General features: G+C 39.2%; 23 protein-coding genes. 10 read left to right on the forward strand and 13 right to left on the reverse strand.

Annotation, left to right across the window (positions count from 1 at the left end):
* Window positions 1-36 precede the first annotated feature (36 nt).
* Window positions 37-816, reverse strand: coding sequence for a patatin-like phospholipase family protein (locus tag LZF87_RS04700; RefSeq protein WP_244342137.1), 780 nt, complete (start codon window positions 814-816; stop codon window positions 37-39).
* 107 nt (window positions 817-923) lie between these two features.
* Between LZF87_RS04700 and LZF87_RS04705 the strand changes: the two genes are divergently transcribed.
* Window positions 924-1,526, forward strand: a complete 603-nt coding sequence (locus tag LZF87_RS04705) for a thioredoxin family protein (RefSeq protein WP_244342138.1) — start codon at window positions 924-926, stop codon at window positions 1,524-1,526.
* Here the strand turns inward: LZF87_RS04705 and truB are convergent.
* Genes truB through LZF87_RS04725 form a run of 4 tightly spaced genes read right to left on the reverse strand, consistent with a single transcriptional unit; the run spans window position 1,513 to window position 4,203 of the window.
* Window positions 1,513-2,208, reverse strand: coding sequence for a tRNA pseudouridine(55) synthase TruB (gene truB, locus LZF87_RS04710; protein ID WP_244343728.1), 696 nt, complete (start codon window positions 2,206-2,208; stop codon window positions 1,513-1,515). The two genes, LZF87_RS04705 and truB, sit on opposite strands and share 14 nt — an antisense overlap.
* A 9-nt stretch (window positions 2,209-2,217) precedes the next feature.
* A complete protein-coding gene (locus LZF87_RS04715) occupies window positions 2,218-3,027 on the reverse strand; it encodes an undecaprenyl-diphosphate phosphatase (protein WP_244342145.1) in 810 nt (269 codons plus the stop codon).
* An 8-nt stretch (window positions 3,028-3,035) separates the two neighbouring features.
* Window positions 3,036-3,275, reverse strand: coding sequence for a DUF3098 domain-containing protein (locus LZF87_RS04720; RefSeq protein ID WP_244342148.1), 240 nt, complete (start codon window positions 3,273-3,275; stop codon window positions 3,036-3,038).
* 52 nt (window positions 3,276-3,327) lie between these two features.
* Window positions 3,328-4,203, reverse strand: a complete 876-nt coding sequence (locus tag LZF87_RS04725; protein ID WP_244342149.1) for a cell division protein FtsX — start codon at window positions 4,201-4,203, stop codon at window positions 3,328-3,330.
* A 154-nt stretch (window positions 4,204-4,357) separates the two neighbouring features.
* Between LZF87_RS04725 and leuS the strand changes: the two genes are divergently transcribed.
* Both leuS and LZF87_RS04735 read left to right on the forward strand, forming a co-directional pair.
* On the forward strand, window positions 4,358-7,180 hold the full coding sequence (leuS, locus tag LZF87_RS04730; protein ID WP_244342150.1) for a leucine--tRNA ligase: 2,823 nt from the start codon (window positions 4,358-4,360) through the stop codon (window positions 7,178-7,180).
* Between the two features lie 183 nt (window positions 7,181-7,363).
* Complete coding sequence (locus LZF87_RS04735; RefSeq protein WP_244342151.1) at window positions 7,364-8,035, forward strand: zinc metallopeptidase; 672 nt, start codon at window positions 7,364-7,366, stop codon at window positions 8,033-8,035.
* A 280-nt stretch (window positions 8,036-8,315) separates the two neighbouring features.
* Here the strand turns inward: LZF87_RS04735 and LZF87_RS04740 are convergent, their stop codons facing one another.
* Entirely contained in the window at window positions 8,316-8,786 is a 471-nt protein-coding gene (locus tag LZF87_RS04740) for an Lrp/AsnC ligand binding domain-containing protein (RefSeq protein WP_023572939.1), read from the reverse strand.
* Window positions 8,787-8,968: 182 nt separating this feature from the next.
* On the opposite strand from LZF87_RS04740, the gene LZF87_RS04745 reads away from it, so the two are divergent.
* Window positions 8,969-9,598 (forward strand): hypothetical protein, encoded by a 630-nt coding sequence (locus LZF87_RS04745; RefSeq protein WP_244342152.1) that lies wholly within the window; start codon window positions 8,969-8,971, stop codon window positions 9,596-9,598.
* Between the two features lie 29 nt (window positions 9,599-9,627).
* On the opposite strand, the gene LZF87_RS04750 is transcribed toward LZF87_RS04745, so the two are convergent.
* Window positions 9,628-10,980 (reverse strand): saccharopine dehydrogenase family protein, encoded by a 1,353-nt coding sequence (locus tag LZF87_RS04750; protein ID WP_244342153.1) that lies wholly within the window; start codon window positions 10,978-10,980, stop codon window positions 9,628-9,630.
* 124 nt (window positions 10,981-11,104) lie between these two features.
* Here LZF87_RS04750 and LZF87_RS04755 point away from each other — a divergent pair, with 124 nt between their 5' ends.
* Window positions 11,105-11,494 (forward strand): DUF423 domain-containing protein, encoded by a 390-nt coding sequence (locus LZF87_RS04755; RefSeq protein ID WP_244342154.1) that lies wholly within the window; start codon window positions 11,105-11,107, stop codon window positions 11,492-11,494.
* Between the two features lie 82 nt (window positions 11,495-11,576).
* Window positions 11,577-13,190 carry a phosphoenolpyruvate carboxykinase (ATP) gene (pckA, locus tag LZF87_RS04760; protein ID WP_244342155.1) on the forward strand — a complete coding sequence of 538 codons (1,614 nt, stop codon included), beginning with the start codon at window positions 11,577-11,579 and terminating at the stop codon, window positions 13,188-13,190.
* Window positions 13,191-13,325: 135 nt separating this feature from the next.
* Here the strand turns inward: pckA and LZF87_RS04765 are convergent, their stop codons facing one another.
* Window positions 13,326-14,084, reverse strand: a complete 759-nt coding sequence (locus LZF87_RS04765) for a uroporphyrinogen-III synthase (protein WP_244342156.1) — start codon at window positions 14,082-14,084, stop codon at window positions 13,326-13,328.
* 22 nt (window positions 14,085-14,106) lie between these two features.
* Window positions 14,107-14,772, reverse strand: coding sequence for a DUF4271 domain-containing protein (locus tag LZF87_RS04770; RefSeq protein ID WP_244342157.1), 666 nt, complete (start codon window positions 14,770-14,772; stop codon window positions 14,107-14,109).
* Window positions 14,773-14,965: 193 nt separating this feature from the next.
* On the opposite strand from LZF87_RS04770, the gene LZF87_RS04775 reads away from it, so the two are divergent.
* From LZF87_RS04775 to LZF87_RS04785, 3 genes are read left to right on the forward strand one after another with little or no spacing between them, the layout of a single operon-like run.
* Complete coding sequence (locus LZF87_RS04775; protein ID WP_244342158.1) at window positions 14,966-15,688, forward strand: polyprenol monophosphomannose synthase; 723 nt, start codon at window positions 14,966-14,968, stop codon at window positions 15,686-15,688.
* A 5-nt stretch (window positions 15,689-15,693) separates the two neighbouring features.
* Window positions 15,694-17,034 (forward strand): dihydroorotase, encoded by a 1,341-nt coding sequence (locus tag LZF87_RS04780; protein WP_244342159.1) that lies wholly within the window; start codon window positions 15,694-15,696, stop codon window positions 17,032-17,034.
* A 1-nt stretch (window position 17,035) separates the two neighbouring features.
* On the forward strand, window positions 17,036-17,428 hold the full coding sequence (locus LZF87_RS04785) for a DUF4296 domain-containing protein (RefSeq protein ID WP_244342160.1): 393 nt from the start codon (window positions 17,036-17,038) through the stop codon (window positions 17,426-17,428).
* Here LZF87_RS04785 and LZF87_RS04790 read toward each other — a convergent pair.
* Window positions 17,397-18,398, reverse strand: a complete 1,002-nt coding sequence (locus LZF87_RS04790; RefSeq protein WP_244342161.1) for an NAD-dependent epimerase/dehydratase family protein — start codon at window positions 18,396-18,398, stop codon at window positions 17,397-17,399. The genes LZF87_RS04785 and LZF87_RS04790 overlap by 32 nt on opposite strands.
* 145 nt (window positions 18,399-18,543) lie before the next feature.
* Between LZF87_RS04790 and tyrS the strand changes: the two genes are divergently transcribed.
* Window positions 18,544-19,833 (forward strand): tyrosine--tRNA ligase, encoded by a 1,290-nt coding sequence (gene tyrS, locus LZF87_RS04795; RefSeq protein ID WP_244342162.1) that lies wholly within the window; start codon window positions 18,544-18,546, stop codon window positions 19,831-19,833.
* A gap of 77 nt (window positions 19,834-19,910) precedes the next feature.
* Here the strand turns inward: tyrS and LZF87_RS04800 are convergent, their stop codons facing one another.
* The 3 genes from LZF87_RS04800 to LZF87_RS04810 form a co-directional block, all read right to left on the reverse strand.
* Window positions 19,911-20,891, reverse strand: coding sequence for an acyl transferase (locus LZF87_RS04800; RefSeq protein WP_244342163.1), 981 nt, complete (start codon window positions 20,889-20,891; stop codon window positions 19,911-19,913).
* Between the two features lie 68 nt (window positions 20,892-20,959).
* Window positions 20,960-22,720, reverse strand: a complete 1,761-nt coding sequence (locus LZF87_RS04805) for a lamin tail domain-containing protein (RefSeq protein ID WP_244342164.1) — start codon at window positions 22,718-22,720, stop codon at window positions 20,960-20,962.
* 107 nt (window positions 22,721-22,827) lie between these two features.
* Complete coding sequence (locus LZF87_RS04810) at window positions 22,828-23,169, reverse strand: T9SS type A sorting domain-containing protein (RefSeq protein WP_244342165.1); 342 nt, start codon at window positions 23,167-23,169, stop codon at window positions 22,828-22,830.
* Window positions 23,170-23,270 lie beyond the last annotated feature (101 nt).

Below are 23,270 nucleotides of genomic sequence, written 5' to 3' on the forward strand. Positions count from 1 at the left end.
TTATAATCTCTTTTTCTAAAAGCGGTTAGGTGAAATTTATGGCAGAAGTTCTTCGTAGGATTTTTTAGCGGCCTCGTATCCGATTTTGAAAATCTGTTCCATTTTTATTTTGCTGGTTTCGAAAGTGCCGAATTTTGAAAGTTCGTCTGGTTGGATAACCCAATCGCAAATATTGAATTTATGCGTATTGGAGTTGGCGGACAGCAAGTCAAAAGCCCTTGAAGTAACCGCCTTTATCGAAGATAAATCCTTAGCCTGAATTTTCTGGATCGGACTTACATAAACACCGATAAGGGTTTCACACCGTCCTTGTAAAATATCGGTAGGGAAATGGTTGAGGATTCCACCGTCGCTATAAAGATTCCCGTTGATTTCATAAGGGGAAATCACTCCTGGAAACGAGGAGGAGGCCAGTACCGCATCAACAACCTTTGTATCCGGGCCAAAAACTTTGAGTTTTCCTTTAACAAGATCAGTTGCGGTGATGTGGGTGTGGATTTTTAAATCGCCAATCCGCGTATCTCCGAAAATAGTGTGAAAATAGAATTTAAAAGCATCGGAGTCTATGAAGCCGGCTTTTTTCCATGTGAAGTGCTTCCAGTTGAAAAAATAAATCGATTTAAAGAATTCCAGGATTTCTCCGGGTGATTTTCCGTTTGCATACAAAGCACCTACGATAGAACCTGCACTTGTCCCGGCAATGTGGTGGGGTTTTATATTGTTTTCTGCCAGGAATTGCAATGCTCCGGCATGAGCTAAGCCTTTGGTGCCGCCCCCGGAAAATACCAAACCCACTGATTTTGTTTTTAAATCCATTTCAAAGCTTTGCTATAAAAATACGCTTTTTTGGTGTTTTAAACCTGATTTTTATCACAATTAGAATGCAATTTTTGGAGTAAATTTGTAGCTATAAATGTGGTAGGATGAAAACAATTATAGAAAATAGCCTTACAAACAGCTTAAATTATTCGGAATACAGGGCTAAGGTGAGCAAATTGCTGGGTGAAGGAAAATCATCAGGAAATGAACAATCTGACGATTTGCTGCATTACAGTCAGTTGAACGAAGTGCGTATGAATCGTTTGGATAAAACACTTGTGGTTCCGGATGAAGTAAAAGTCCGACTCGGGAAGCTTAAAAATAAGTATACTTGGTTGGTGTTGGCGGAAGGCTGGTGTGGGGATGCCGCTCAGGTGCTTCCCATTATAAATAAAATGGATGCAATCGCTGAAAATGTCAATCTGAGAATTGTTTTTCGTGATGAAAACGATCCGTTAATGCAGGAATTTTTAAGCAATGGTGCCAGGTCGATTCCGAAATTAATAATCGTCAATTCCGAAAACCATGATGTGTTGGCTGCCTGGGGCGCAAGACCGGAAGGTGCAACACGTTTGATTAAGGAGTTCAAAGCAAAATTTGGTGTGGTCAATGAAATCGCCAAAGCCGAATTGCAGAAATGGTATCTACACGATAAAGGATTATCTACGATGGACGAGATTTCAAAAATTATGCTTACTCTGGAATAAACGTAGCTTCAAAATCGGTTATCAGCGTGGCATCGGCTACATCGAACTCACCGATTTTGGTTCGGCGTAAAGCGGTTAAATGCGCTCCGGAATTCAAAGCCATTCCGAAATCAAACGCCAGTGAACGGATATATGTGCCTTTACTGCATTTCACTCTGAAGTCGATTTCAGGTAATGCGATTCTCGTAAGTTCAAATTCGTAAATAGTGGTTTTTCTGTGGGCAATTTCTACTTCTTCTCCGGCACGGGCGTGTTCGTACAAGCGTTTTCCGTCTTTTTTAATAGCCGAAAACACCGGTGGTTTCTGATCGATTTCACCTATAAAACTCAATCGTGCCTGTTCAATCAGGTCATTGGTGATGTGCTCGATAGGGAATGTCGTGTCGATTTCGGTTTCCAGGTCGTAGGAAGGTGTCGTACCGCCGATATGGAATGTGCCAGTGTATTCTTTGGGCATGCCCTGCAATTCCGGAATTCGTTTCGTGAATTTTCCCGTACAGATGATTAATAAGCCAGTGGCTAACGGATCCAGCGTTCCGGCGTGTCCTATCTTGAATTTTTTCGGAAGTCCTACTTTATTAATCAGCGTGTATTTTAATTTGTTGACTGCTTGAAATGAGCTCCATTTCAAAGGTTTGTCAATTAGTAAAACTTGTCCGTTTATGTAATCTTCTGGAGTCAGCACGTTGGTTTATTTTAAGTAAGAGAAGTAGATCAAAAGTCCTATTCCGGTCACGATGCGGTACCATCCCCAAGGTTTGAAGCCGTATTGTTTTATGATTCCGATGAAAAATTTAATGGCCAGAACCGCAACGATAAAAGCAACCACATTTCCTATCAGGAACATTTTTATCGTATCGTTGGATTGTAAAATCAGCTCGTATCCTTTCATCTGCGAATGATCATACGTTTTAAGGAAAACAGAATAGCACGTTACAGCCAACATGGTTGGAACAGCTAAGAAGAACGAAAATTCCGCAGCGACATGCCGGGTTAATCCTTGCTGCATCCCTCCAATAATCGAAGCAGCAGAACGACTGGTTCCGGGCATCATGGCTAAACACTGCCAAAAACCGATGGTTACTGCTTTTTTTATGGTGATGTCTTCTTCGCTGGAAATAGTGGGATTGTGGAATCGGCCGTCAATGAAAAGTAGGATGATTCCGCCAACAATCAGTACGATGGCTATCGGAATTGGATTTCCCAAAACCGCTTCGATTTTATCGTCGAACAATTTTCCGAGAATTAAGGCCGGAACTACAGCGCAGGCTAATTTTATGAAGAAAGTCAGTTTGGTAAAATCAAAAAACTTCTTCCAGTATAATGCTACTACGGCCAATATCGCTCCGAATTGAATGGAAACCTGGAACAGCTTTACAAAATCGTCTTCCTGAATACCAAAATAAGAACTTGCAAATACCATGTGTCCTGTAGAGGAAACAGGTAAATATTCCGTCAAACCTTCAATGATGGCAATGATTAGTGCGTGAAATGAATCCATTATTGCTTTTAGTTCTTATCCGATTTTTTAAAAATAGAATAAATCGTGATGCCAAAACCAATCAGGACCACCGTTGGCGCCAATCGGATTCTTTGGAAATTAAAAATAGCATCGCTGAACACTTTCGGGTCGTCGCTTCCGCCGCCGGACATCAGGATAAAGCCCAAGGCAATCACACCCAATCCGATTAAAAGAATTTTATAGTTTATGCTTTCAAATAGAAAGTCCGGTTTTTGTTTGTTTTCCATATTGTCATTGCGAGGAACGAAGCAATCTAATCCTCATTATTAAGGTTCTAAATTAATAAAGATCGTCGGTTCTTAAATTCAAAAAACGTTGCGTTGCAAAGTAAGTGCTGATCCAAGTGATTACGATTCCCACGACCAAAACACCGCCTAAAATAATGAACATAGACAAATAATCTTTTGCAATACCCAGTTTAGGGAACATTCCGTCAACGTATAATGTTAAAGCGATAAGAGCGATAATGGCCAGTCCTGAACCTATTAATCCCAAGCGGATGCTTCTCCAGATAAATGGTTTTCTGATGAATGATTTTGTGGCGCCTACCATCTGCATTGTCTTGATGATGAAACGGTTGGAATACACTGAAAGGCGCAGTGAACTGTTAATCAATAACATTGAAATCAAGGCGAAAACACCACTGATAACCAAAATCCAGAAACTGATTTTCTTGATGTTCTCATTGGCCAAGTCCACTAATTTTTTATCATAGATCACTTCGGAAACCATTTCATTGGTTTTGATGTCGCTTTCTATCTGTCTGATTTTTGACGTTTCCACAAATTCACTTTTTAAATGAATGTCAAAGGAATTCGGCAACGGATTCATTCCTAAAAACTCAAGGAAATCTTCTCCAACAATGTCTTTGTTGTTTTTGGCAGCATCTTCTTTAGATACAAAAACGAAATCTTTTACAAAGGGAGAACCTTTCAGTTTTGTTTCGAAAGCTTTTAAAATGGTGTCATTCGCTTCGTCCTTAAAGTAGACCGACATTGGAATATCTTCCTTAAAACTGTTTGAAATTTTTTCAGAATGGATTACGAATAAACCCAATGCTCCCAATAGGAACAACACTAAAAAAATACTTAAAACAACAGAAAAATAAGAAGAAATAAGGCGTCTTCTCTGAAAGTTCTCGAATGATGGTGCCATACGCAATCTGATTTAAGGTGTAAAAATAGTAAAGAAAATCGTTTTTAACCTTTATAACGGTCAAAGTTTTATCTTTCTTATAATATAATGTAAATTTGCACCCTTGAAAACTTAGAACCTTAGTTGCTTAGTGACTTAGAACCTTATAAAAGAAATGAAGTACTTCCACAACGAAATCGAAGCCAAATGGCAGCAGTATTGGGCAAAAAATCAAACTTTTGCGGCACAAAACAATTCCGATAAACCAAAATATTATGTATTGGACATGTTTCCGTATCCATCAGGAGCAGGTTTGCATGTTGGGCACCCGCTAGGGTATATCGCCTCGGATATTGTGGCACGTTATAAAAGACATCAGGGTTTTAATGTACTGCATCCGCAAGGTTACGACAGTTTCGGGTTGCCTGCTGAGCAGTATGCGATTCAAACAGGTCAGCATCCGGAGAAAACCACAAAAGAAAACATTGCGCGTTACCGCGAGCAGTTGGATAAAATCGGTTTTTCATTCGATTGGAGCAGAGAGGTGCGTACTTCAAATCCGGATTATTACAAACACACGCAGTGGATTTTCATTCAGTTGTTTGAATCTTACTACTGTAAAGATACAGATCAGGCACGTCCAATAGCGGAATTGATTGAGGTTTTCCAGCAAGAAGGAAATACCAAAATCCATGCGGTTTGCGATGAAGATGTACCTGCGTTTACCGCTGAAGAGTGGAATTCGTGGTCACCTGAAGCACAACAATTAATGCTTTTGAAATACCGCTTGACTTATTTGGCGGAAACCGAAGTAAACTGGTGTCCGGCTTTAGGAACTGTATTGGCGAACGACGAAATCATTAACGGCGTTTCCGAGCGTGGCGGTCATCCGGTGATTCGTAAAAAAATGACGCAATGGTCGATGCGTATTTCGGCTTATGCAGAACGTTTGCTTCAAGGTTTGGAAACCATTGACTGGACCGAATCGTTGAAAGAATCACAACGTAACTGGATCGGGAAATCGGTTGGTGCTGCTGTGACTTTTAATTTGAAAAAGCATGAGGAAGTAATTGAAGTATTTACGACTCGTCCTGATACTATTTTCGGAGTAACGTTCATGACCTTGGCACCGGAACACGAATTGGTGTCCAAAATCACGACTCCGGAGCAAAAAGCAGCTGTAGAATCGTACATCGAAGCAACTGCAAAACGTTCCGAGCGAGAGCGTATGGCTGATGTAAAAACCATTTCCGGAGTATTTACCGGAGCGTATGCAGAGCATCCGTTTACCAAAGAGTCTATTCCGGTTTGGATTGGTGATTATGTATTGGCAGGTTACGGAACCGGAGCGGTAATGGCGGTACCGTGTGGTGATGAAAGGGATTATGCTTTTTCGAAGCATTTTGGTCTTCCTATTATCAATATCTTGGAAGGTGTTGATATTTCCGAAGCCGCCCACGATGATAAAAACACAACAATCTTAGCGAACTCTGATTTCCTGAACGGACTGAATTATAAAGAGGCAACTAAAAAAATAATAGAAGAATTAGAAAAAATCGGAGCCGGAAAAGCAAAAGTAAACTACCGTTTGCGTGATGCTGTGTTCTCTAGGCAAAGATATTGGGGCGAACCGTTCCCGGTATATTATGTGAATGGATTGCCACAGATGATTGCAAAGGAACATCTGCCAATCGTGTTACCGGAAGTAGAGAAATATTTACCCACCGAAGACGGTCAGCCGCCATTAGGAAATGCATCTGTGTGGGCTTGGGACACGGTAAGCAATACTGTGGTTGCCAACGATAAAATCGATAATCAAACCGTGTTTTCGTTAGAATTGAACACGATGCCGGGTTGGGCAGGAAGCTCGTGGTACTGGATGCGTTATATGGATGCGTCTAACAATGGGGAGTTTGCCAGCGAAGATGCTTTGAAATATTGGGAGAATGTCGATTTATACATAGGCGGAAGCGAGCACGCGACCGGACACTTGCTGTATTCTCGTTTCTGGAATAAGTTCTTAAAGGACAGAGGTTTTGCGCCAACGGAAGAACCGTTCAAAAAACTGATCAATCAGGGAATGATTTTGGGGAACAGTGCTTTTGTGTATCGTACAGAAGATTCTAAGAAATTGATTTCAAAAGGGTTGATTACGGATAATAATGTGCATCCAATTCATGCTGATCTATCGGTAATCAACGATATCACCAACGAATTGGACATCGAGAAATTCAAGGCACATCCGTTATATTCTGATTATGCCAATGCAGAATTTGTTTTAGAAGACGGTAAATACATTGTTGGCCGTGAGGTTGAGAAAATGTCAAAATCCAAATACAACGTAGTGAATCCGGACGATATCTGCGAGCAATATGGAGCCGATACGTTGCGTTTATACGAAATGTTCTTAGGTCCGCTGGAGCAGGCTAAACCTTGGAATACAGCCGGAATTACCGGAGTATCAGGCTTCCTGAAAAAGCTGTGGCGTTTGTATTTTGACGATAACGGCCTAATCGTAACCGATGACGAACCAACAAAAGACATGTACAAGTCGTTACACAAAACCATTAAAAAAGTTACTGAAGATATCGAGAACTTCTCGTTCAATACTTCCGTTTCGCAGTTTATGATTTGTGTGAATGAACTGGCGCAACAAAAGTGTCATCACAGAGCGATTCTGGAGCCATTATCGGTAATCATTTCACCTTATGCTCCTCACATTGCCGAAGAATTATGGAGTGCTTTAGGACATCAGGGTTCTGTGTCGACAGTAGCGTTCCCGAAATTTGAGGAGAAATATCTGGTGGAATCGGAAAAAGAATATCCGGTTTCCTTCAACGGAAAAATGCGTTTCACCATTAAATTGCCATTGGATTTAACCGCAGCTCAAATCGAAGAAATCGTAATGGCTGACGAACGAACGCAAAACCAATTGCAGGGAAGAACGCCAAATAAAGTAATTATCGTTCCTGGGAAAATCATTAACCTGGTAGGATAATTTCAAAAATATTTTAATACGAAATCCCAGATTCTAACAAGAATTTGGGATTTCTTTTTGTTTTCTTTTGCTAATTTTACGTATAACAATTAAATTTTAGAATGTCAAAATGTCATTTGTAAAACATGGCGCAAAATTTGACATTCTGTAAGTCATAAAAAAAACAATTAAATACACATAGTTATGGTATGGATTTTAATGGGAGCCATTATGTTGGCGAGCTGGTTGGTGAGCAGCAGGCTTCAAAGTAAATTTGATCATTATTCGAAAATGCAATTGCAAAACGGGATGAGTGGTGCTGAAATCGCACAGAAAATGCTCGCTGATCACGGGATTACCGATGTGCGTGTAATTTCGACCCCAGGGCGTTTGACCGACCATTATAATCCGGTGGATAAAACCGTCAACCTAAGTGAGGCAGTATACAATCAGCGTAATGCTGCTGCGGCTGCTGTTGCTGCTCACGAGTGCGGGCACGCGGTACAGCATGCGCAGGCTTACAGTTGGCTGACTATGCGTTCCAAGTTGGTTCCGGTCGTTTCGGTTACTTCTAATTTTGTGCAATGGATTTTATTGGCAGGGATTCTGTTAATCAATGTGTTTCCACAGCTTTTATTGATTGGGATAGTGATTTTTGCCTTAACCACATTATTTTCGATTATAACCTTGCCGGTAGAGTATGATGCAAGTAACAGAGCATTGGCTTGGCTGGAAAACAAACGCATGTTGAACCAGGCAGAGCATGATGGTGCTGCGGATGCTTTAAAATGGGCTGCCCGTACCTACGTGGTTGCGGCTATTGGTTCGATAGGTACTTTGTTGTACTACATCATGATTTATATGAACCGACGTTAATTCTTGACGAATAAAAATAAAATGAAAATCCGCTGCATAAGTAGCGGATTTTTTATTTGGAAGGGAATGGTCTGGGATTTTTTGGTTTCCTTGTTCCTGCTGTCCGCTAACACGAGCGAAGCGAACTGACGAAGTAATCTTTTAGCGAGACATTTCGAGAGCCTCAATGTCCTGCTAAAAGGATGTCACTCCCATCAGGGCTAAGAAGGAAACCATTTTACTTTTTGTAAACTTTCTGCAAAACGGGCCGTAAACTGTGACTGAAATCTTCAACTATAAACTACAACTGTATCTGTCTTTCAATCTGCTGGTCTAGGGAAATAAAGGTTTCTGTTCTCGAAACACCATCAATAGCCTGGATTTTTTTGTTGAGCAGCTGCATCAGATGTTCGTTGTCACGACAGAGAATTTTGATCAGGATGCTCCAGTTGCCTGTGGTGTAATGGCATTCCAATACTTCCGGGATTTTCTTCAGCTCTTTTACCGCTTCGGGGTTGCGTGCTGCTTTGTCAAGATAAATCCCTACGAAAGCCATCGTGCTGTACCCTAATACTTTTGTGTTTACCACTAATCTCGATTCCGAAATTACTCCGGCCTGTTCCAGCTTTCGTAACCGCTGATGAATTGCTGCACCCGAAATACCAATCTTATGGGCAATCTGCAAAATGGGTTTTCGGGCATCTTCCATCAAATCCCGAAGAATCTGTTTGTCAATACCATCGATTTCTATTTGTAGGTGATTTAATTTCATAGTTTTAAATATGTAAGTTGTTTGTGGTATTTAATATCAAATTTAATAAAAAAAGATTAAATAAGTTTAAAATCAGAAAAAGTGTAAAAATTTACGCATCTTTAAATTATAGGTTGCCGTTATAGGTGTTTAAAAATAAATGTTTTAAGATCAGATTACTACTAACCCCCAAATCTAGTAACATGAAGAATTTAAATTCAAGATTATGTCTGTTGGCGTTGATTTCACTGCTGACATTGGCTACGGTAAAAGCTCAAAATATAGAGTCCGTAACTGAAAAGCCTATTAATAAAACAACTGTCGAAAATCAGTTGAACATGATTGTCAGCAATTCGGCCGAGCAGAATGGTGTCAAAATGGTCCGGAAAGTGGATTTGGAATCGTTAAGTTCCGATGTGATTACCTTGCTGTCCCGAAATGAAAATGATTTGACTGCATCAAAAGAGGCTATTGAATCTAAAAAAGCCGAGATAAAATATCTTTTGACAAAAGTGGATGAAGCAAACTCAAAAGTTGCGGCAACCGATACGGCGAACGAAACATTTTTGCTTCTTGGTATGTCATTGTCTAAAGCATTGTATCATTCCGTGATGTGGTCAATGGTCTTTACGCTGGTAATATTTGCTGTTTTCTTAACGACACGATTTAAAAAAGCTAACAACATTACACGTGAAGCCAAAGAAAAACTGGCTGAAGTAGAAGAAGAATTCGAATCGTTTAAAAGAAATGCAATAGAGCGCGAACAGAAACTGCGCCGACAATTGCAGGACGAAATTAACAAGCAAAAAAGAGAGCTTGTCGATGTTTCATAAAAAAAGCCCCGATTCGTCGGGGCTTTTTGCTATTTATATCCTTTGTATTCTACCTCTTTTTCATGGAAATTTACGCCATATTCTTCCAGCTCTTTTAAAATGGGAAGATACACTTCTTTGTTTAGTGGTAACTGTACGCCAGGTGTTTTGATGTTTCCGTTTAAGATTTGTAAAGTGGCCATGGCTACCGGCAAACCTACCGTTTTGGCCATCGCGGTATAGGTTTGGTCATCGCCAAGGCATACCATGGTAGCATCAATTTGCTTTCTTTTGCCATTTAATTCGTACCCTATTTTATGGTACATGACAATCATATCTTTGTCGTCGGGCTGTAATGCCCAACTGTCGGATAGTATTTTTTCAAGAATTTGTGCTGGAGTCGCATTTTTAATGCCAATTATTTTATTAGGGTTGAATAGATCCAATTCCAATAATTTGTCCCACATTACATCGTCCTGATCGATTTTTAATTTGTAACGTAATTTTATTTCTACAGAATCGGTAGGGTGGTAAGGAAGGAATAAATTCACGAATTCTCGATAACTCATTGTTTCTGAGTCATCAATTACATATGAGTCGTCTGTCATTCCTAATTGCACAAACATGTCCCAGGCTTTTGAATAGCCTACACGGCGAATAGTTCCCCTGTAAACAGTAAGGGCGTCATCTAAACCGTACACGCCTCTGTATTTTAAAGAATCACGGTTGGCATAGCCTTCAAATTTTCCGTAACCCTCAACCTCTAAAAATTCGGTTCTTCGGAATAATTTATGATATGGGATGTATTTGTAAGTTCCTTCCTGAATGAATTTTGCAGCACCGCCTTGTCCGGCTAAAACCACATTTCTTGGCGCCCAGGTGAATTTGTAATTCCAAAGATTATTGTCGGATTCCGGGGCAACCAAACCGCCGCAGAAGGATTCAAATAAAATGGTTTTTCCTCCTTTTTCGCGGATTTCATCAAGTACCTTCATGGCGCTCAAATGGTCAATTCCGGGATCAAGGCCAATCTCATTCATGAAGACCAGATTGTTTTCTTTAGCGGCAGCATCAAGGTTTTGCATCGCGTCGGAAATATAAGAGGCAGTAACCATATGTTTTTTGTATGTGATACAGTCTTTGGCTACTTCAATATGTAAATGGGCCGGCAGCATCGATATTACAATGTCGGCTTTCTGGATTTCTTTTTTACGTTGGTTTTCGTTAAAAATATCTAATGCAATCGCAGAGGCATTTTTGTGATTTTGTGTCTTTTTCTGAGCCAATTCCAAGGACAAATCGCCAATGGTGATGTGCAATTTCTCGGTTTCCGATTTCTCCAGCAAATATTTAATAAGTGAAGATGCTGAACGGCCCGCTCCTATTATCAGAATGTTTCTCATGGCGCATTTTTGTTTTAAAAAGTTCACGAAAATAGGAAATTGTTATATTATTGCGAAATTTAAAAGCAGTTAGTTTTATTATTTAACGTTTAAATTATGCTACTTTTGGGTACAATTTGAAATTATGGATAAAAAAATCATTAAGGCAGCGGCTTTTATGGGAGCTGTGGCCATTATTTTAGGGGCTTTTGGTGCGCACAGTCTTAAATCGGTTCTGGATGAAACGCAGTTGGCAACCTTTGAAACCGGTGTGCGCTATCAGATGTATCATGCTTTGTTCCTTCTTTTTGTTGGGACAACAAGTTGCATTTCCATAAAAACGAAACAAATAGTTTTCTGGCTGGTTGTCATTGGAGTCGTTTTGTTTTCGGGTTCAATCTATTTGTTGTCAACAGCATCGCTAACTTCGATTAATGCAAAAATCATTGGTCCGGTAACGCCTTTGGGTGGATTGTTAATGATTTCGGCATGGGTCGTTCTTTTTTCTAAAATTTCGGGTGAAAAAGCAGAATAAATGGTTAAAAAAAACGGACTGGAATTAATTTTTTTTATTTTTGCAATCTTATAAAACAAACAAACAACACATTTTTTTAATTATGAATGTTACCAAAACAATTTCATTAGAGAAATACGGAATTAAGAATACTGTAGAGGTTGTCTATAATCCGTCGTATGATTTCTTATATAATGAAGAGCTGAATCCTGCATTAGAAGGTTTTGAAAAAGGGCAATTGTCAGAGCTTGGTGCGGTTAACGTAATGACAGGTGTATTCACGGGAAGATCTCCAAAAGATAAATATATTGTAAATGATGATGTTACTAAAGATACAATTTGGTGGACATCAGACAAAGCTGTAAACGATAATAAAGCTATTTCTACAGAAACTTGGAATGCTTTAAAAGAAACTACTGTGAACCAGCTTTCTTCAAAAAGATTGTTTGTGGTAGATGCTTTTTGTGGAGCTAACGAAGATACACGTTTGAAAGTGCGTTTCATCATGGAAGTAGCATGGCAGGCACATTTTGTGAAAAACATGTTTATCCGCCCTACAGAAGAAGAGTTGGAAAACTTCGGTGAGCCTGATTTCGTAGTAATGAACGCTTCAAAAACAAGCTTCAAGGATTATGCGGCTCACGGATTGAATTCGGAGGTATATGTTGCTTTTAATCTTACTGAAAAAATCCAATTGATTGGAGGTACTTGGTACGGAGGAGAGATGAAAAAAGGATTGTTTTCGATGATGAATTACTACCTTCCGTTAAGAGGAATTGCTTCAATGCACTGTTCTGCTAATAAAGGAAAAGATGGAGATGTTGCTGTTTTCTTCGGATTATCAGGAACAGGTAAAACCACTTTATCTACAGATCCGAAACGTGAATTAATCGGAGACGATGAGCACGGATGGGATAACGATGGTGTTTTTAACTTCGAAGGAGGTTGTTATGCGAAAACAATCGATTTAAGCAAGGAAAACGAGCCAGATATCTTTGGTGCTATCCGTCGTGATGCTTTGTTGGAAAACGTTACGCTTGACGCAAACGGAGTAATTGATTTTAAAGATGGTTCGGTAACACAAAATACCCGTGTTTCTTATCCAATTGAACATATCGAAAATATTGTTAAGCCGGTTTCAAAAGCGGGTCACGCTTCAAAAGTAATCTTCTTGACTGCTGATGCTTTCGGGGTAATGCCACCGGTTTCGAAATTAACTCCTGAGCAAACTAAATACTATTTCTTATCTGGGTTTACAGCTAAATTGGCTGGTACGGAAAGAGGAGTTACTCAGCCTGAGCCGACGTTCTCTGCGTGTTTCGGAAAAGCATTCTTGTGCTTGCACCCGACAAAATACGGAGAAGAACTGGTAAAGAAAATGGAAGAACATAAAGCGACAGCTTATATGGTAAATACAGGTTGGAATGGTACAGGAAAGCGTATCTCTATTAAGGATACCCGTGCAATCATCGACAGAATCTTAGACGGTTCTTTGGAGAAAGCCGATACGCAAATCGTGCCGATTTTCAATTTGGAAGTGCCAACGGCTTTGGAAGGAGTTGATACAGGAATTCTTGATCCAAGAAACACGTATGCTAATGCTTCTGAATGGGCTGAAAAAGCTACTGATTTAGCGGGTAGATTTATCAGCAACTTCGTTCAGTATACAGATAACGAAGAAGGTAAAAACCTTGTTAAGGCAGGTCCTCAATTATAATACAATTGTAATTATATATATAACCCCAACCGCAAGGTTGGGGTTTTGTTTTTTAGTATTTTAAAGATTTGGATTTGTGGGATGAAAAAAAAAGCAGCTATTCAGCTGCTTTTTAATTTGAATAAAGTAGTAATATTATTTATCCTTAGATTCTTTATTAGCTTTGACGATATATTTTTCTAAAGCCATTGTCATGGACGGTGTTTCAGGTGTTGGAGCCATGATGTCTACTCTTAAGCCGTGATCTAAAGCTTCTTTTTGAGTAGTGCTTCCAAATACCGCGATTCGCGTGTTGTTCTGTACGAAATCAGGGAAGTTTTTAAACAACGATTTGATTCCTGTTGGGCTGAAGAAAGCCAAAACATCATAATAAACATCTTTAAGATCCGAAAGATCGCTCATTACGGTTCTGTAGAATGTTCCCGGTACCCAGTTTACTTTCAACGCGTTTAATGTTTGCGGGACATCCGCATTCAATTGATCGGAAGAAGGTAAAAGGAATTTCTCGTCTTTGTATTTTTTGATAAGTGGTGACAAATCAACAAAGTCTTTCTGACCCACATAGATTTTACGCTTGCGGTATACCACATATTTCTGTAGATAGAAAGCGATAGCTTCGGATTGGCAGAAATACTTTAAGTCTTCCGGTACTTTGTAGCGCATCTCTTCAGCAACTCTGAAGAAATGATCAACAGAGTTCTTACTGGTTAAGATAATTGCAGTAAAGTTGTGTAAGTCGATCTTCTGTGCTCGAACTTCTTTGGCCGGAACGCCCTCTACGTGAATAAAAGGCCTGAAGTCAACTTTGATTTTCAGTTTTTGCTGAAGCTCAAAATAAGGTGAATTCTCCACTTTAGGCTCTGGTTGAGAAACCAAGATAGTTTTCACTTTCATAATCTAAATAAAATCAATTATTCTAACTTTTTGTAAACCAATAATACATGAAATAATAGGGCGCTATTTCAAGTGCGCAAAGATACAAAATAAAATAGAAGAACTTGCTAAGGATTAAGTTTTGATAATTCTTTAATGAAAAGAAGTATGTGATCACGTTAATTATCAAAATGATTGAAATTATGGTGAGAAGTAATGTTTTTGACAAAAAATCATTGTAAAAAAGCAGTACATTAACAGGTAAAACTAAAAGACCGATGTAGGTTCGGTAATTAACTTTTTGTAAATTAAACTGTTCATTGAATTCTTCAATGTTGAAGGTGGTGGCAATAATTTTTTCGATCAGGTATTTAGAGAGTATAAAAACCCCTAACAATGTGATGGCCTGGATGTAAGTAATCCAATTGTACTTTGTTGTCAGCCCGAAATAACTCAGCGTTATCTGAATCAGAAAAGCAAACGAAATCAGTTGAACAATAAACATAGAGATGGTAAACCAACTGTTCATGTTTCCGCTGTCTTTGTATATTTTTAGATACTTATCCGAAATGGCAATTTTGATAAATTCGGTAAAACGAACCTCAAAAACAGTGCGGTTAATGGCAAGTATGGTAAAACACAGGACAAACAATACAGTTGCCCAGTCTTTGCTTTCAATTGCTCTTTCGTTAAGTAGTAAATCCATCATAGCGGTTGTAAAAATACTAATTTTTGTCGTGAAACACACATGCTGTGATTTTGACTTTCAGAAAAGAGAAGACTTTGTTTTGATTCGGCTTTCGAAATGAAAAATAATTTTGTGGCAGATGATTAATTTATTATAATTTTATTATGAATACGGATATAGAAATAATGTATTTTTGCACGTAAATTTAGCTAAAATGAACTCAGGCGTAGTCATTATCCCTACTTATAACGAAATTGAAAATGTGGAAGCCATTGTGCGCGCTGTGTTTTCTTTAGCTACCCCTTTTCATGTTTTGATTGTAGACGATAACTCACCCGACGGCACGGCTTCGAAGGTAGAGGAACTACAGGAGCAATTTCCTGATCGACTTCATATCGAAAAAAGAGCAAAAAAGGCAGGTTTGGGAACGGCTTATGTGCACGGATTTAAATGGGCACTGGAGAAAGGCTTCGATTATGTTTTTGAAATGGATGCTGACTTCTCACACAATCCTAAAGATTTGGAGCGTTTGCATGAGGCGTGCATGAATGGGGCAGATTTGTCTATTGGCTCTCGTTATGTGACTGGGGTAAATGTTGTGAATTGGCCGCTAAACCGTGTTTTGATGTCTTATTTTGCATCCGCATATGTTGATTTTATTATGGGAATGCGCATTCATGATGCCACGGCTGGTTTCGTATGTTACAGGCGAAAAGTGCTGGAAACCATTAATCTGGATAAAATTTCGTTTATCGGATATGCTTTCCAGATCGAAATGAAATACAGAACGTTCATCAATAAATTCAAAATTGTCGAAGTGCCGATTATTTTTACCGATCGGACAAAAGGTCATTCCAAAATGAGTAACGCCATCATTAAGGAGGCTATATTTGGTGTTATTACTTTACGAATCAGAAAATTATTCAACAGATTATAAAAAGCATGAATTCTACATTAATTAAAAACGCAAAGATTGTCAATGAAGGAGTAATTTTTGAAGGCGATGTGCTTATTGAAGGTGAATTCATTAAAGAAATAGCACATCGTATCAGTCACAAACCTTCTGTTTCCCAGGTTATTGATGCCGAAGGAAACTATCTGATTCCTGGAGCTATTGATGATCAGGTGCATTTTCGTGAACCTGGATTAACGCACAAGGGTACTATTGCCTCTGAATCGCGTGCAGCGGTTGCAGGAGGGATAACTTCATTTATTGAACAGCCAAACACAGTTCCCAATGCGGTTACGCAGGAGTTGTTGGAGCAGAAATATGAGATTGCTTCTCAAAGTTCCTATGCCAATTATTCGTTTATGATGGGTGGAACCAATGATAATCTTGAAGAGGTTTTAAAAACTAATCCGAGAAATGTAGCCGGAATTAAACTTTTCTTAGGTTCGTCAACCGGAAATATGTTGGTGGACAATGAAGAAGTATTGGAAAAAATCTTTTCGAGTACACCTATGCTGATTGCTGTGCATTGTGAAGATGAAGCCACCATTAAAGCTAATTTAGAGCACTATAAAGAAGAATATGGGGATAATATCCCGATGAAGTTTCATCACTTGATTCGCAGTGAGGAAGCATGTTACCTGTCATCTTCAAAAGCGATTGAATTGGCTAAGAAAACAGGTGCTCGTTTACATATTTTCCACGTTTCGACGGCTAAAGAAACGGACTTGTTTACCAATAAGATTCCGTTGGAGGATAAAAAGATTACGGCAGAAGTTTGTGTGCATCATCTTTGGTTTACCGATGCGGATTACGATAAGAAAGGTACGTTGATTAAATGGAATCCGGCCGTGAAGACACAAGCGGATAAAGACGGACTTTGGAAAGCGTTGCTGGACGACCGAATCGATGTAATCGCAACCGATCATGCACCTCATACATTGGAGGAAAAGCAGAATCCATATACCAGCGCGCCATCGGGCGGACCTTTAGTACAGCATGCAGTGGTGGCTATGTTTGAAGCACACTTGCAAGGTAAAATTTCGGTAGAGAAAATTGTAGAGAAAATGGCGCACAACCCGGCTAAAATTTTCAAAATCGAAAAAAGAGGTTTTATCCGTGAAGGATATTATGCTGATTTAGCTATCGTAAACACAGCCCATCCTTGGAATGTAAATAAAGGAAATACTTTGTATAAATGCGGATGGTCGCCTTTTGAAGGGGTTAATTTTAAATCCAGGATTTCGCATACTTTTGTTAACGGGCAATTGGTTTATACCAATGCTAAAGTAAAAGATGGCTGTTTTGGACAGCGTTTATTATTTGAAAGATAATATGAGAAAAATAGCATTTCTGTTTCTTTTTCTGGTTGTTTTCAGTTGTAATGACAGCGCAGTGGAAAAACCGGATAACCTTTTGAGTGAAGAGGTTATGGTTGATATTTTATATGATCTGAACGTGCTTCAATCGGCAGAAAACCTAAATTCGCATGCCTTCTCTGAAAATAATATCAAGATAAACGAGCTGATTTATAAGAAGTATAGTATCGATAGTTTAACGTTTGCAAAAAATGATCGCTATTATGCTGCTGATCCGCACAATTACCAAAAATTGTTTAAGAAAGTAGCTGAAAAAATAGAGGCAAATAAAAAAACGGTTAGAGAACAGATGGGTGAAAAAACCGGTAAAGAATTGTCTAACGAGGAAGATATGCCTCGCATACAGTAGTCAAATAAGTTTTCATTGGTTGAAATGAATGTCCAAGTTGACTGATTACTTTTGAATTGTCGTAAATTTCGGTGGAATGGGATGATTTGGCAGTGGCTTTTGTAAAGCTCCTTTTTTTAAGGAATGTCTTAGAAAATAACCAGTCCATTCGCCAGTAAATAGAAGTCATAAAAGGTCTTGCGTAAATGTAAGGCCTTTTTTTCTGCATATTGTCGGCAATGTCATTTAACAGGTTTTGCAGGATTATATTTTCTGATACGATGGTGAAACGTTCGCCGCTAACATCGGTTTTCATCAATTGAATCATGATTTTTACAACATCATCCACAGCAGTAATTCCTGTTGAACCTTTGGTGTAAAAAGGAAATCCGTTACTGATCTTTTGTAATAATTCGCCGCTTCCTGCATCACCAAATCCTTTTCCGAAAATTACGCCCGGATTTACCACCACTACGTCAAGTCCTTCCTGGGATCCTCTCCAGACTTCAGTTTCCGCGCCGTATTTTGTAAGGGCATAATCACCATGATTTTTTTCTGGATTCCATTCGGTTTCTTCGGTAATGATTTTTTCGTTTTCTCTGGCATCACCCAAAGCTGCTATGGAACTGACGTGACAGAGTTTCTTTACCTTGAAATCGATGCAGCAGTTCACCACATTGGCGGTTCCTTCGATGTTGATTTTGCGGAGTTGCTCTTCATCTTTGGAGTCAAAGGAAATGAGAGCGGCACAATGATACACCTGATTAACGTTTTCGAAAGCCTTTTCCAGTGTGGGAACATTAGTAATGTCTGCCTCAATCCATTCTATTTTTTCGAATAGATCCGATTTGTTTTCGATGTCGAAAAGATTTTTTGTTTTTTCGATGGAAGAAGAACTGCGATAAATAGCACGAATGGCTTCATTTTCATGAAGTAACTGAAGTAGGAGGTGGGCGCCTACTAGTCCTGTTCCGCCGGTGACTAATATCATATGGCGAAATTACGAATTATGAATTATGAATTACGAATTTTTTTCGATTAACCGGACAAACAAATAATCGAATCAACAATAAATTTTATCTTTGTGCACACAAGGCTGAAATGGCCGAAGCGACAAAAGTAAATTGAGTATACAGATGAAAAATTTTATTGAAGAAGTGACTTGGAGAGGAATGCTCCACGACGTAATGCCAGGCACGGAAGAACATTTGATGGAGCAGATGCGTGTTGCGTATGTGGGTATCGATCCAACAGCGGATTCATTGCATATAGGACACTTGGTGGGTGTGATGATGCTGAGACATTTTCAGTTGAGCGGTCACAAGCCTCTAGCTCTTGTAGGAGGTGCTACGGGAATGATTGGCGATCCGTCAGGTAAATCCAGTGAGCGAAATTTGTTGGATGAAACCAGTTTGCGACACAATCAGGAGGCAATTAAAGGTCAGTTAGCGCGATTTTTAGATTTCACATCGAATGAGCCAAATGCTGCTGAACTGGTGAATAACTATGACTGGATGAAAGAGTTTTCATTCCTTGATTTTATTCGTGATGTAGGTAAGCACATTACGGTAAATTATATGATGGCCAAAGATTCGGTGAAGAAGCGTTTAACGGGCGAAACCTCAGAAGGAATGTCGTTTACGGAGTTTACCTATCAATTGGTGCAGGGATTTGACTTTTTGCATTTATACAGAGCAAAACAATGTACCTTGCAGATGGGAGGTAGTGACCAATGGGGTAATATCACGACCGGAACGGAATTGGTGCGTCGTATGGAAGGTGGAAAGGCTTATGCGCTTACTTGTCCGCTAATTACAAAAGCAGACGGGACCAAATTCGGAAAATCCGAAGGAGGAAATATCTGGTTGGATGCTAACAGGACTTCGCCTTATAAATTCTACCAATACTGGTTGAACACATCGGATGTGGATGCTGAGAAATACATTAAGATTTTTACTTTTTTGGATAAAGAAACAATCGAAAAATTAATCGCTGAACATAATGAAGCGCCACATTTGAGAGTTTTGCAGAAGCGATTGGCGGATGAAATCACAGTTATGGTACATTCCAAAGAAGATCTGGATAATGCTATTGCAGCTTCCAACGCATTTTTCAGTCCGAGTATGGAAGAATTAAAAAAGTTGGATGAAAAGACTTTTTTAGAGGTTTTTGAAGGCGTACCGCAAGCAGAGGTTACAATGGCTGATGTTGAAGCCGGTTTGGATATGATTGCAGCCCTAGCTGCCAAAACTAATTTTCTTGCTTCTAATAGTGATGCCAGAAGGGAATTAAAGCAAAATGCAGTTTCTCTAAATAAGGAAAAAGTAGGGGAAAGTTATATGATTTCGCCTGAGGATCTGATCAATGAAAAGTTTTTACTTTTGCAAAAAGGGAAGAAAAATTACTACGTGATTAAAGTGAAATAATCATTTTAAGAACAAATATTGACCTGCAGGATCTTAAATTTTGCAGGTTTTTTTGTGCTCTAAAAGTTTAGGGTTAATTAGATAACCATCAGATTGCATCCACGGATATCGGAATTGTCAAAACGACCCAGTACTTCGAAAGAATGGTTGGGATATTTTTTCCCCAGATCCTGAGTGGCGATAAACGAACACGAATTGATATTGGCCAGGTCAATCACATTGATGCCGCCTGTTTTTCCTTCCGCTACATAAGACAGGGCGTCTTCGGTATCACGGATAAGGATTTCCATCCAGGGAGGACATTCGAAAATGCCGTCTCCCAAGGAATAAGCTTGGGAAAGTAGTTCGGTCATACCGTATTCCGAATGGATTTTGGATACGCCGAAACCTTTGCAAAGGATATCGTGCAATTCTTCCCGGATGATTTCTTTTCGCTTTCCTTTCATGCCTCCGGTTTCCATGATGATGGTATTTTTTAGCTGAAAGTTTTGTTTTTCAATCAAATCCAGTAAAGCATAGGTAACACCAATTAAAATCATGTTTTGTCCCGATTGGTCTAATTGGGTTAACTTTTGAATCAGTTCGTCGTAATTATGCAGGTAAAAGCCGCTGTCGGGTTGGTTGGAGCCTTCAATCAGATCTTTTGCCATGTAAATTAAAGAGGATCCTTCACGTTCCAAATAGGAAGGGAGTAGTGCCAAAACCACATAATCTTCAATATTACCGTAAAATTGGGAAAAACCTGATCGGAAACTCTGTTCGTAAAAATTCAAATCGGTGACCATATGGCGGCTGGTGATTGTTCCTGTTGTTCCGCTGCTGGTAAATATTGTTTGTACCGGTTCGGAGGAACTTACCACATCATGCGACTTAAAAAACTGTATGGGTAAAAAAGGAATTTCCTGTATCGATTTTACGTTTGACTTATCCTTCTTTAAGAGGTTGCAAAAATTCTTGTACACCGGATTGTTGTCGTATTGATAACGGAACACCTTGAGTGTGATTTTCTCAAACTCTTTTTTGGAAGCGATGTGAAAAATGTCTGACGTTGATAGCATAAGGCAAATGTACAAAAATAAAAAAGCACCAACTTTCGCTGATGCTTTCTTTGTTTTAGGAAAAAAAACTATTTGATAACCAATTTTCTGGTCGCCGTTTTTCCTTCTTCTGTGATTTTAATGATATAAACGCCGCTGTTTAATGAAGAAACATTAAAGATGTTGTTAACCGCATTGTTTGCTAAAACTTGTTTTCCAAGAATATCATAAACTACAACTGATTTTTCTAATCCGGAAGTTGATGATATAAATAAGTTTCCGTCTTTAACCGGGTTAGGGTGTACCTGTAAGCCTGCAATAGCGTCAAAACCAACAGTTGATAATGTTACGTCGCTCATTGCTCTGGCTGTTACTTGGGCTGCACCATTAAAATCAGTAACCAAGGCAACTAAATTTCTTGGCCCTGAAGGGATAACTTGTCCGATATAATCAGCTTCGGAGAAAAGCGTTCTGAAAGTGATGTTGCTTCCGTCATCAAGTATGTAGCTGTTGGAAGTGGTAAAAGTTGCTGTACCGTCAGCTGTTGTGAAGGAAACTCCATTAATTTGAACCAATTCGCTTTCGTATGCTTCAAGATTAGCTGAGATAGTTGCAGCGGTCACTACTTGAGGAACTACTGTGTTTCCTGAAGAAGCTATAGAAGCACTCGATGTAGGGATTAGTTCTAATGTACCGAAGTATAAAGTTGCTTTTCCTTTCAGGGTTGATACTGCATCGCCTATAGCTATTGGGCCAGCCAAGATTCCCGCGCTGTCATCAATTAGGATAGCTGCTGTTGTATCTTGGATGTATTTTTGGTTTCTCGTAGTTCGTTTGTAAGTCACTACGGGGTTGCTGTTGATTTGGTAGTATTTTCCTTCTCCATTAGCGATAACATCGGCTCTTAATTCAGCTAAATTAGCAACTACATTATAGGCTGCTACTGAGAAAGTAACTGTTTTGTTAACTGCCGGGGAAATAGGGTTGTGAGAGTTGTCAACCAATTCCATATAAACGGTGTAAGTGTTTCCTGGAGTAGTAGGGATTGCAATTGGAGCGGTGTCATATTTCATAACTACGCCACCACCATTGATAGTGTAGTGGATGTGTCCATCGCCTGTGCCGTTTGCCACGTTGAAATTGCTTACGGTCATCGCAACAGTAACGCTTGTTGTTTCAGGGGAGAAGACCGCCGTGTTAGCAGGAGAATTTATAGTTAAAGACGGAGAAGCTGGCGCAGTTGGGCACACATTGAATGGTGATGCTGAGTTTCTGGCAGCAGGTGTTGTTATGGCAAAATCATTAGGGTTACTGTTGGTGTCTGTGCAGCCGCCGTCTACTCTTTGAAAGGATGTTGTGATCGTTAGAGCTGTCCCGGTTGGGCCGGAGCCTTCGTATCCGTTAGGGGTTGTGCCGTAACCTACCAAATCTATTATAGAAGTTGAAGTTGGATTGGCTCCGGTTAAAGCAGTGATGGAGTTTACCAACGCAACTTTTCCATTGCCTTGACTCATATTAATGTTTCCGGTGGCGTCCGGAGCGGGTAAGTCCGGTGCGTTAGAGGTAGAACTTGAATTTTGTTTGATTAAATAATATTGCCCAGGTTGTAAGGTAAAGTCGGTCAAATTAGTTACTTTCCAAGAAGAAGTTCCGACATCGGCCGAGTATTGTATGGACCAGTCTTTCAAGTTTTGGGGTGCTGTTCCTCGATTAAAGATTTCAATAAAATCGTACTTGTAGGTTGGGCTGGAAGTACTTCCTCCGCCTCCAAATACCTGAGAGATTACAACTTGTGCCTGAGAGGACAAAGTGATAAAAAATATCACAATCAACATGTAGATTTGTTTCATTTGTAACTAAATGGTTAAAATTAGTCAGCAAATATAACAATGATTTGTAGATTGTAAAACTTTTCTGCGTGAAATTAAAATTAAGAAAAAAGGGGATTACGTAGCGATTACTTAACAATCAGTTTTCTTGTAGCTGAAGCTTCGCCTTCTTTGATTTTGATGATGTAAACACCTGCATTAAGGTTGCCTATGTTTAGTTCTTTAGAACTAATTGTAGTTTGAAGTATTCTTTTCCCAAGGACATCGAAAATTTCAATTTCTTTATCCAATGATAATTTAGAGACAATGTAAATCTTGTCACCAGTAGTTGGGTTAGGATAAATACTTAAACCTTCAATTGTGCTTTCTTGGGTTTTGTTCACGGAAGCATTCTTATTATCCTGAGCCATGGCTGACGCGGAAAATAAAAAGGCAGAAAGAAGGATAATATAAAAGTAATTTCTTTTCATGTGAACTGATTAATTTAGTGTAAAGATATAAAATTATTTTCAAAACATATGCCAAAAAAACGCCCTTAATCGATTAAGAGCGTTTTTTGACTGTTTTTAAA

It is taken from the genome of Flavobacterium enshiense (assembly GCF_022836875.1).
Taxonomy (GTDB): Bacteria; Bacteroidota; Bacteroidia; order Flavobacteriales; family Flavobacteriaceae; genus Flavobacterium; species Flavobacterium enshiense_A.

Coding starts and splice junctions, on each gene's coding strand:
- LZF87_RS04700 (WP_244342137.1), bottom strand. CDS start 816: ATGGATTTAAAAACAAAATCAGTGGGTTTGGTATTTTCCGGGGGCGGC.
- LZF87_RS04705 (WP_244342138.1), top strand. CDS start 924: ATGAAAACAATTATAGAAAATAGCCTTACAAACAGCTTAAATTATTCG.
- LZF87_RS04715 (WP_244342145.1), bottom strand. CDS start 3,027: ATGGATTCATTTCACGCACTAATCATTGCCATCATTGAAGGTTTGACG.
- LZF87_RS04720 (WP_244342148.1), bottom strand. CDS start 3,275: ATGGAAAACAAACAAAAACCGGACTTTCTATTTGAAAGCATAAACTAT.
- LZF87_RS04725 (WP_244342149.1), bottom strand. CDS start 4,203: ATGGCACCATCATTCGAGAACTTTCAGAGAAGACGCCTTATTTCTTCT.
- leuS (WP_244342150.1), top strand. CDS start 4,358: ATGAAGTACTTCCACAACGAAATCGAAGCCAAATGGCAGCAGTATTGG.
- LZF87_RS04735 (WP_244342151.1), top strand. CDS start 7,364: ATGGTATGGATTTTAATGGGAGCCATTATGTTGGCGAGCTGGTTGGTG.
- LZF87_RS04740 (WP_023572939.1), bottom strand. CDS start 8,786: ATGAAATTAAATCACCTACAAATAGAAATCGATGGTATTGACAAACAG.
- LZF87_RS04745 (WP_244342152.1), top strand. CDS start 8,969: ATGAAGAATTTAAATTCAAGATTATGTCTGTTGGCGTTGATTTCACTG.
- LZF87_RS04750 (WP_244342153.1), bottom strand. CDS start 10,980: ATGAGAAACATTCTGATAATAGGAGCGGGCCGTTCAGCATCTTCACTT.
- LZF87_RS04755 (WP_244342154.1), top strand. CDS start 11,105: ATGGATAAAAAAATCATTAAGGCAGCGGCTTTTATGGGAGCTGTGGCC.
- pckA (WP_244342155.1), top strand. CDS start 11,577: ATGAATGTTACCAAAACAATTTCATTAGAGAAATACGGAATTAAGAAT.
- LZF87_RS04765 (WP_244342156.1), bottom strand. CDS start 14,084: ATGAAAGTGAAAACTATCTTGGTTTCTCAACCAGAGCCTAAAGTGGAG.
- LZF87_RS04770 (WP_244342157.1), bottom strand. CDS start 14,772: ATGATGGATTTACTACTTAACGAAAGAGCAATTGAAAGCAAAGACTGG.
- LZF87_RS04775 (WP_244342158.1), top strand. CDS start 14,966: ATGAACTCAGGCGTAGTCATTATCCCTACTTATAACGAAATTGAAAAT.
- LZF87_RS04780 (WP_244342159.1), top strand. CDS start 15,694: ATGAATTCTACATTAATTAAAAACGCAAAGATTGTCAATGAAGGAGTA.
- LZF87_RS04785 (WP_244342160.1), top strand. CDS start 17,036: ATGAGAAAAATAGCATTTCTGTTTCTTTTTCTGGTTGTTTTCAGTTGT.
- LZF87_RS04790 (WP_244342161.1), bottom strand. CDS start 18,398: ATGATATTAGTCACCGGCGGAACAGGACTAGTAGGCGCCCACCTCCTA.
- tyrS (WP_244342162.1), top strand. CDS start 18,544: ATGAAAAATTTTATTGAAGAAGTGACTTGGAGAGGAATGCTCCACGAC.
- LZF87_RS04800 (WP_244342163.1), bottom strand. CDS start 20,891: ATGCTATCAACGTCAGACATTTTTCACATCGCTTCCAAAAAAGAGTTT.
- LZF87_RS04805 (WP_244342164.1), bottom strand. CDS start 22,720: ATGAAACAAATCTACATGTTGATTGTGATATTTTTTATCACTTTGTCC.
- LZF87_RS04810 (WP_244342165.1), bottom strand. CDS start 23,169: ATGAAAAGAAATTACTTTTATATTATCCTTCTTTCTGCCTTTTTATTT.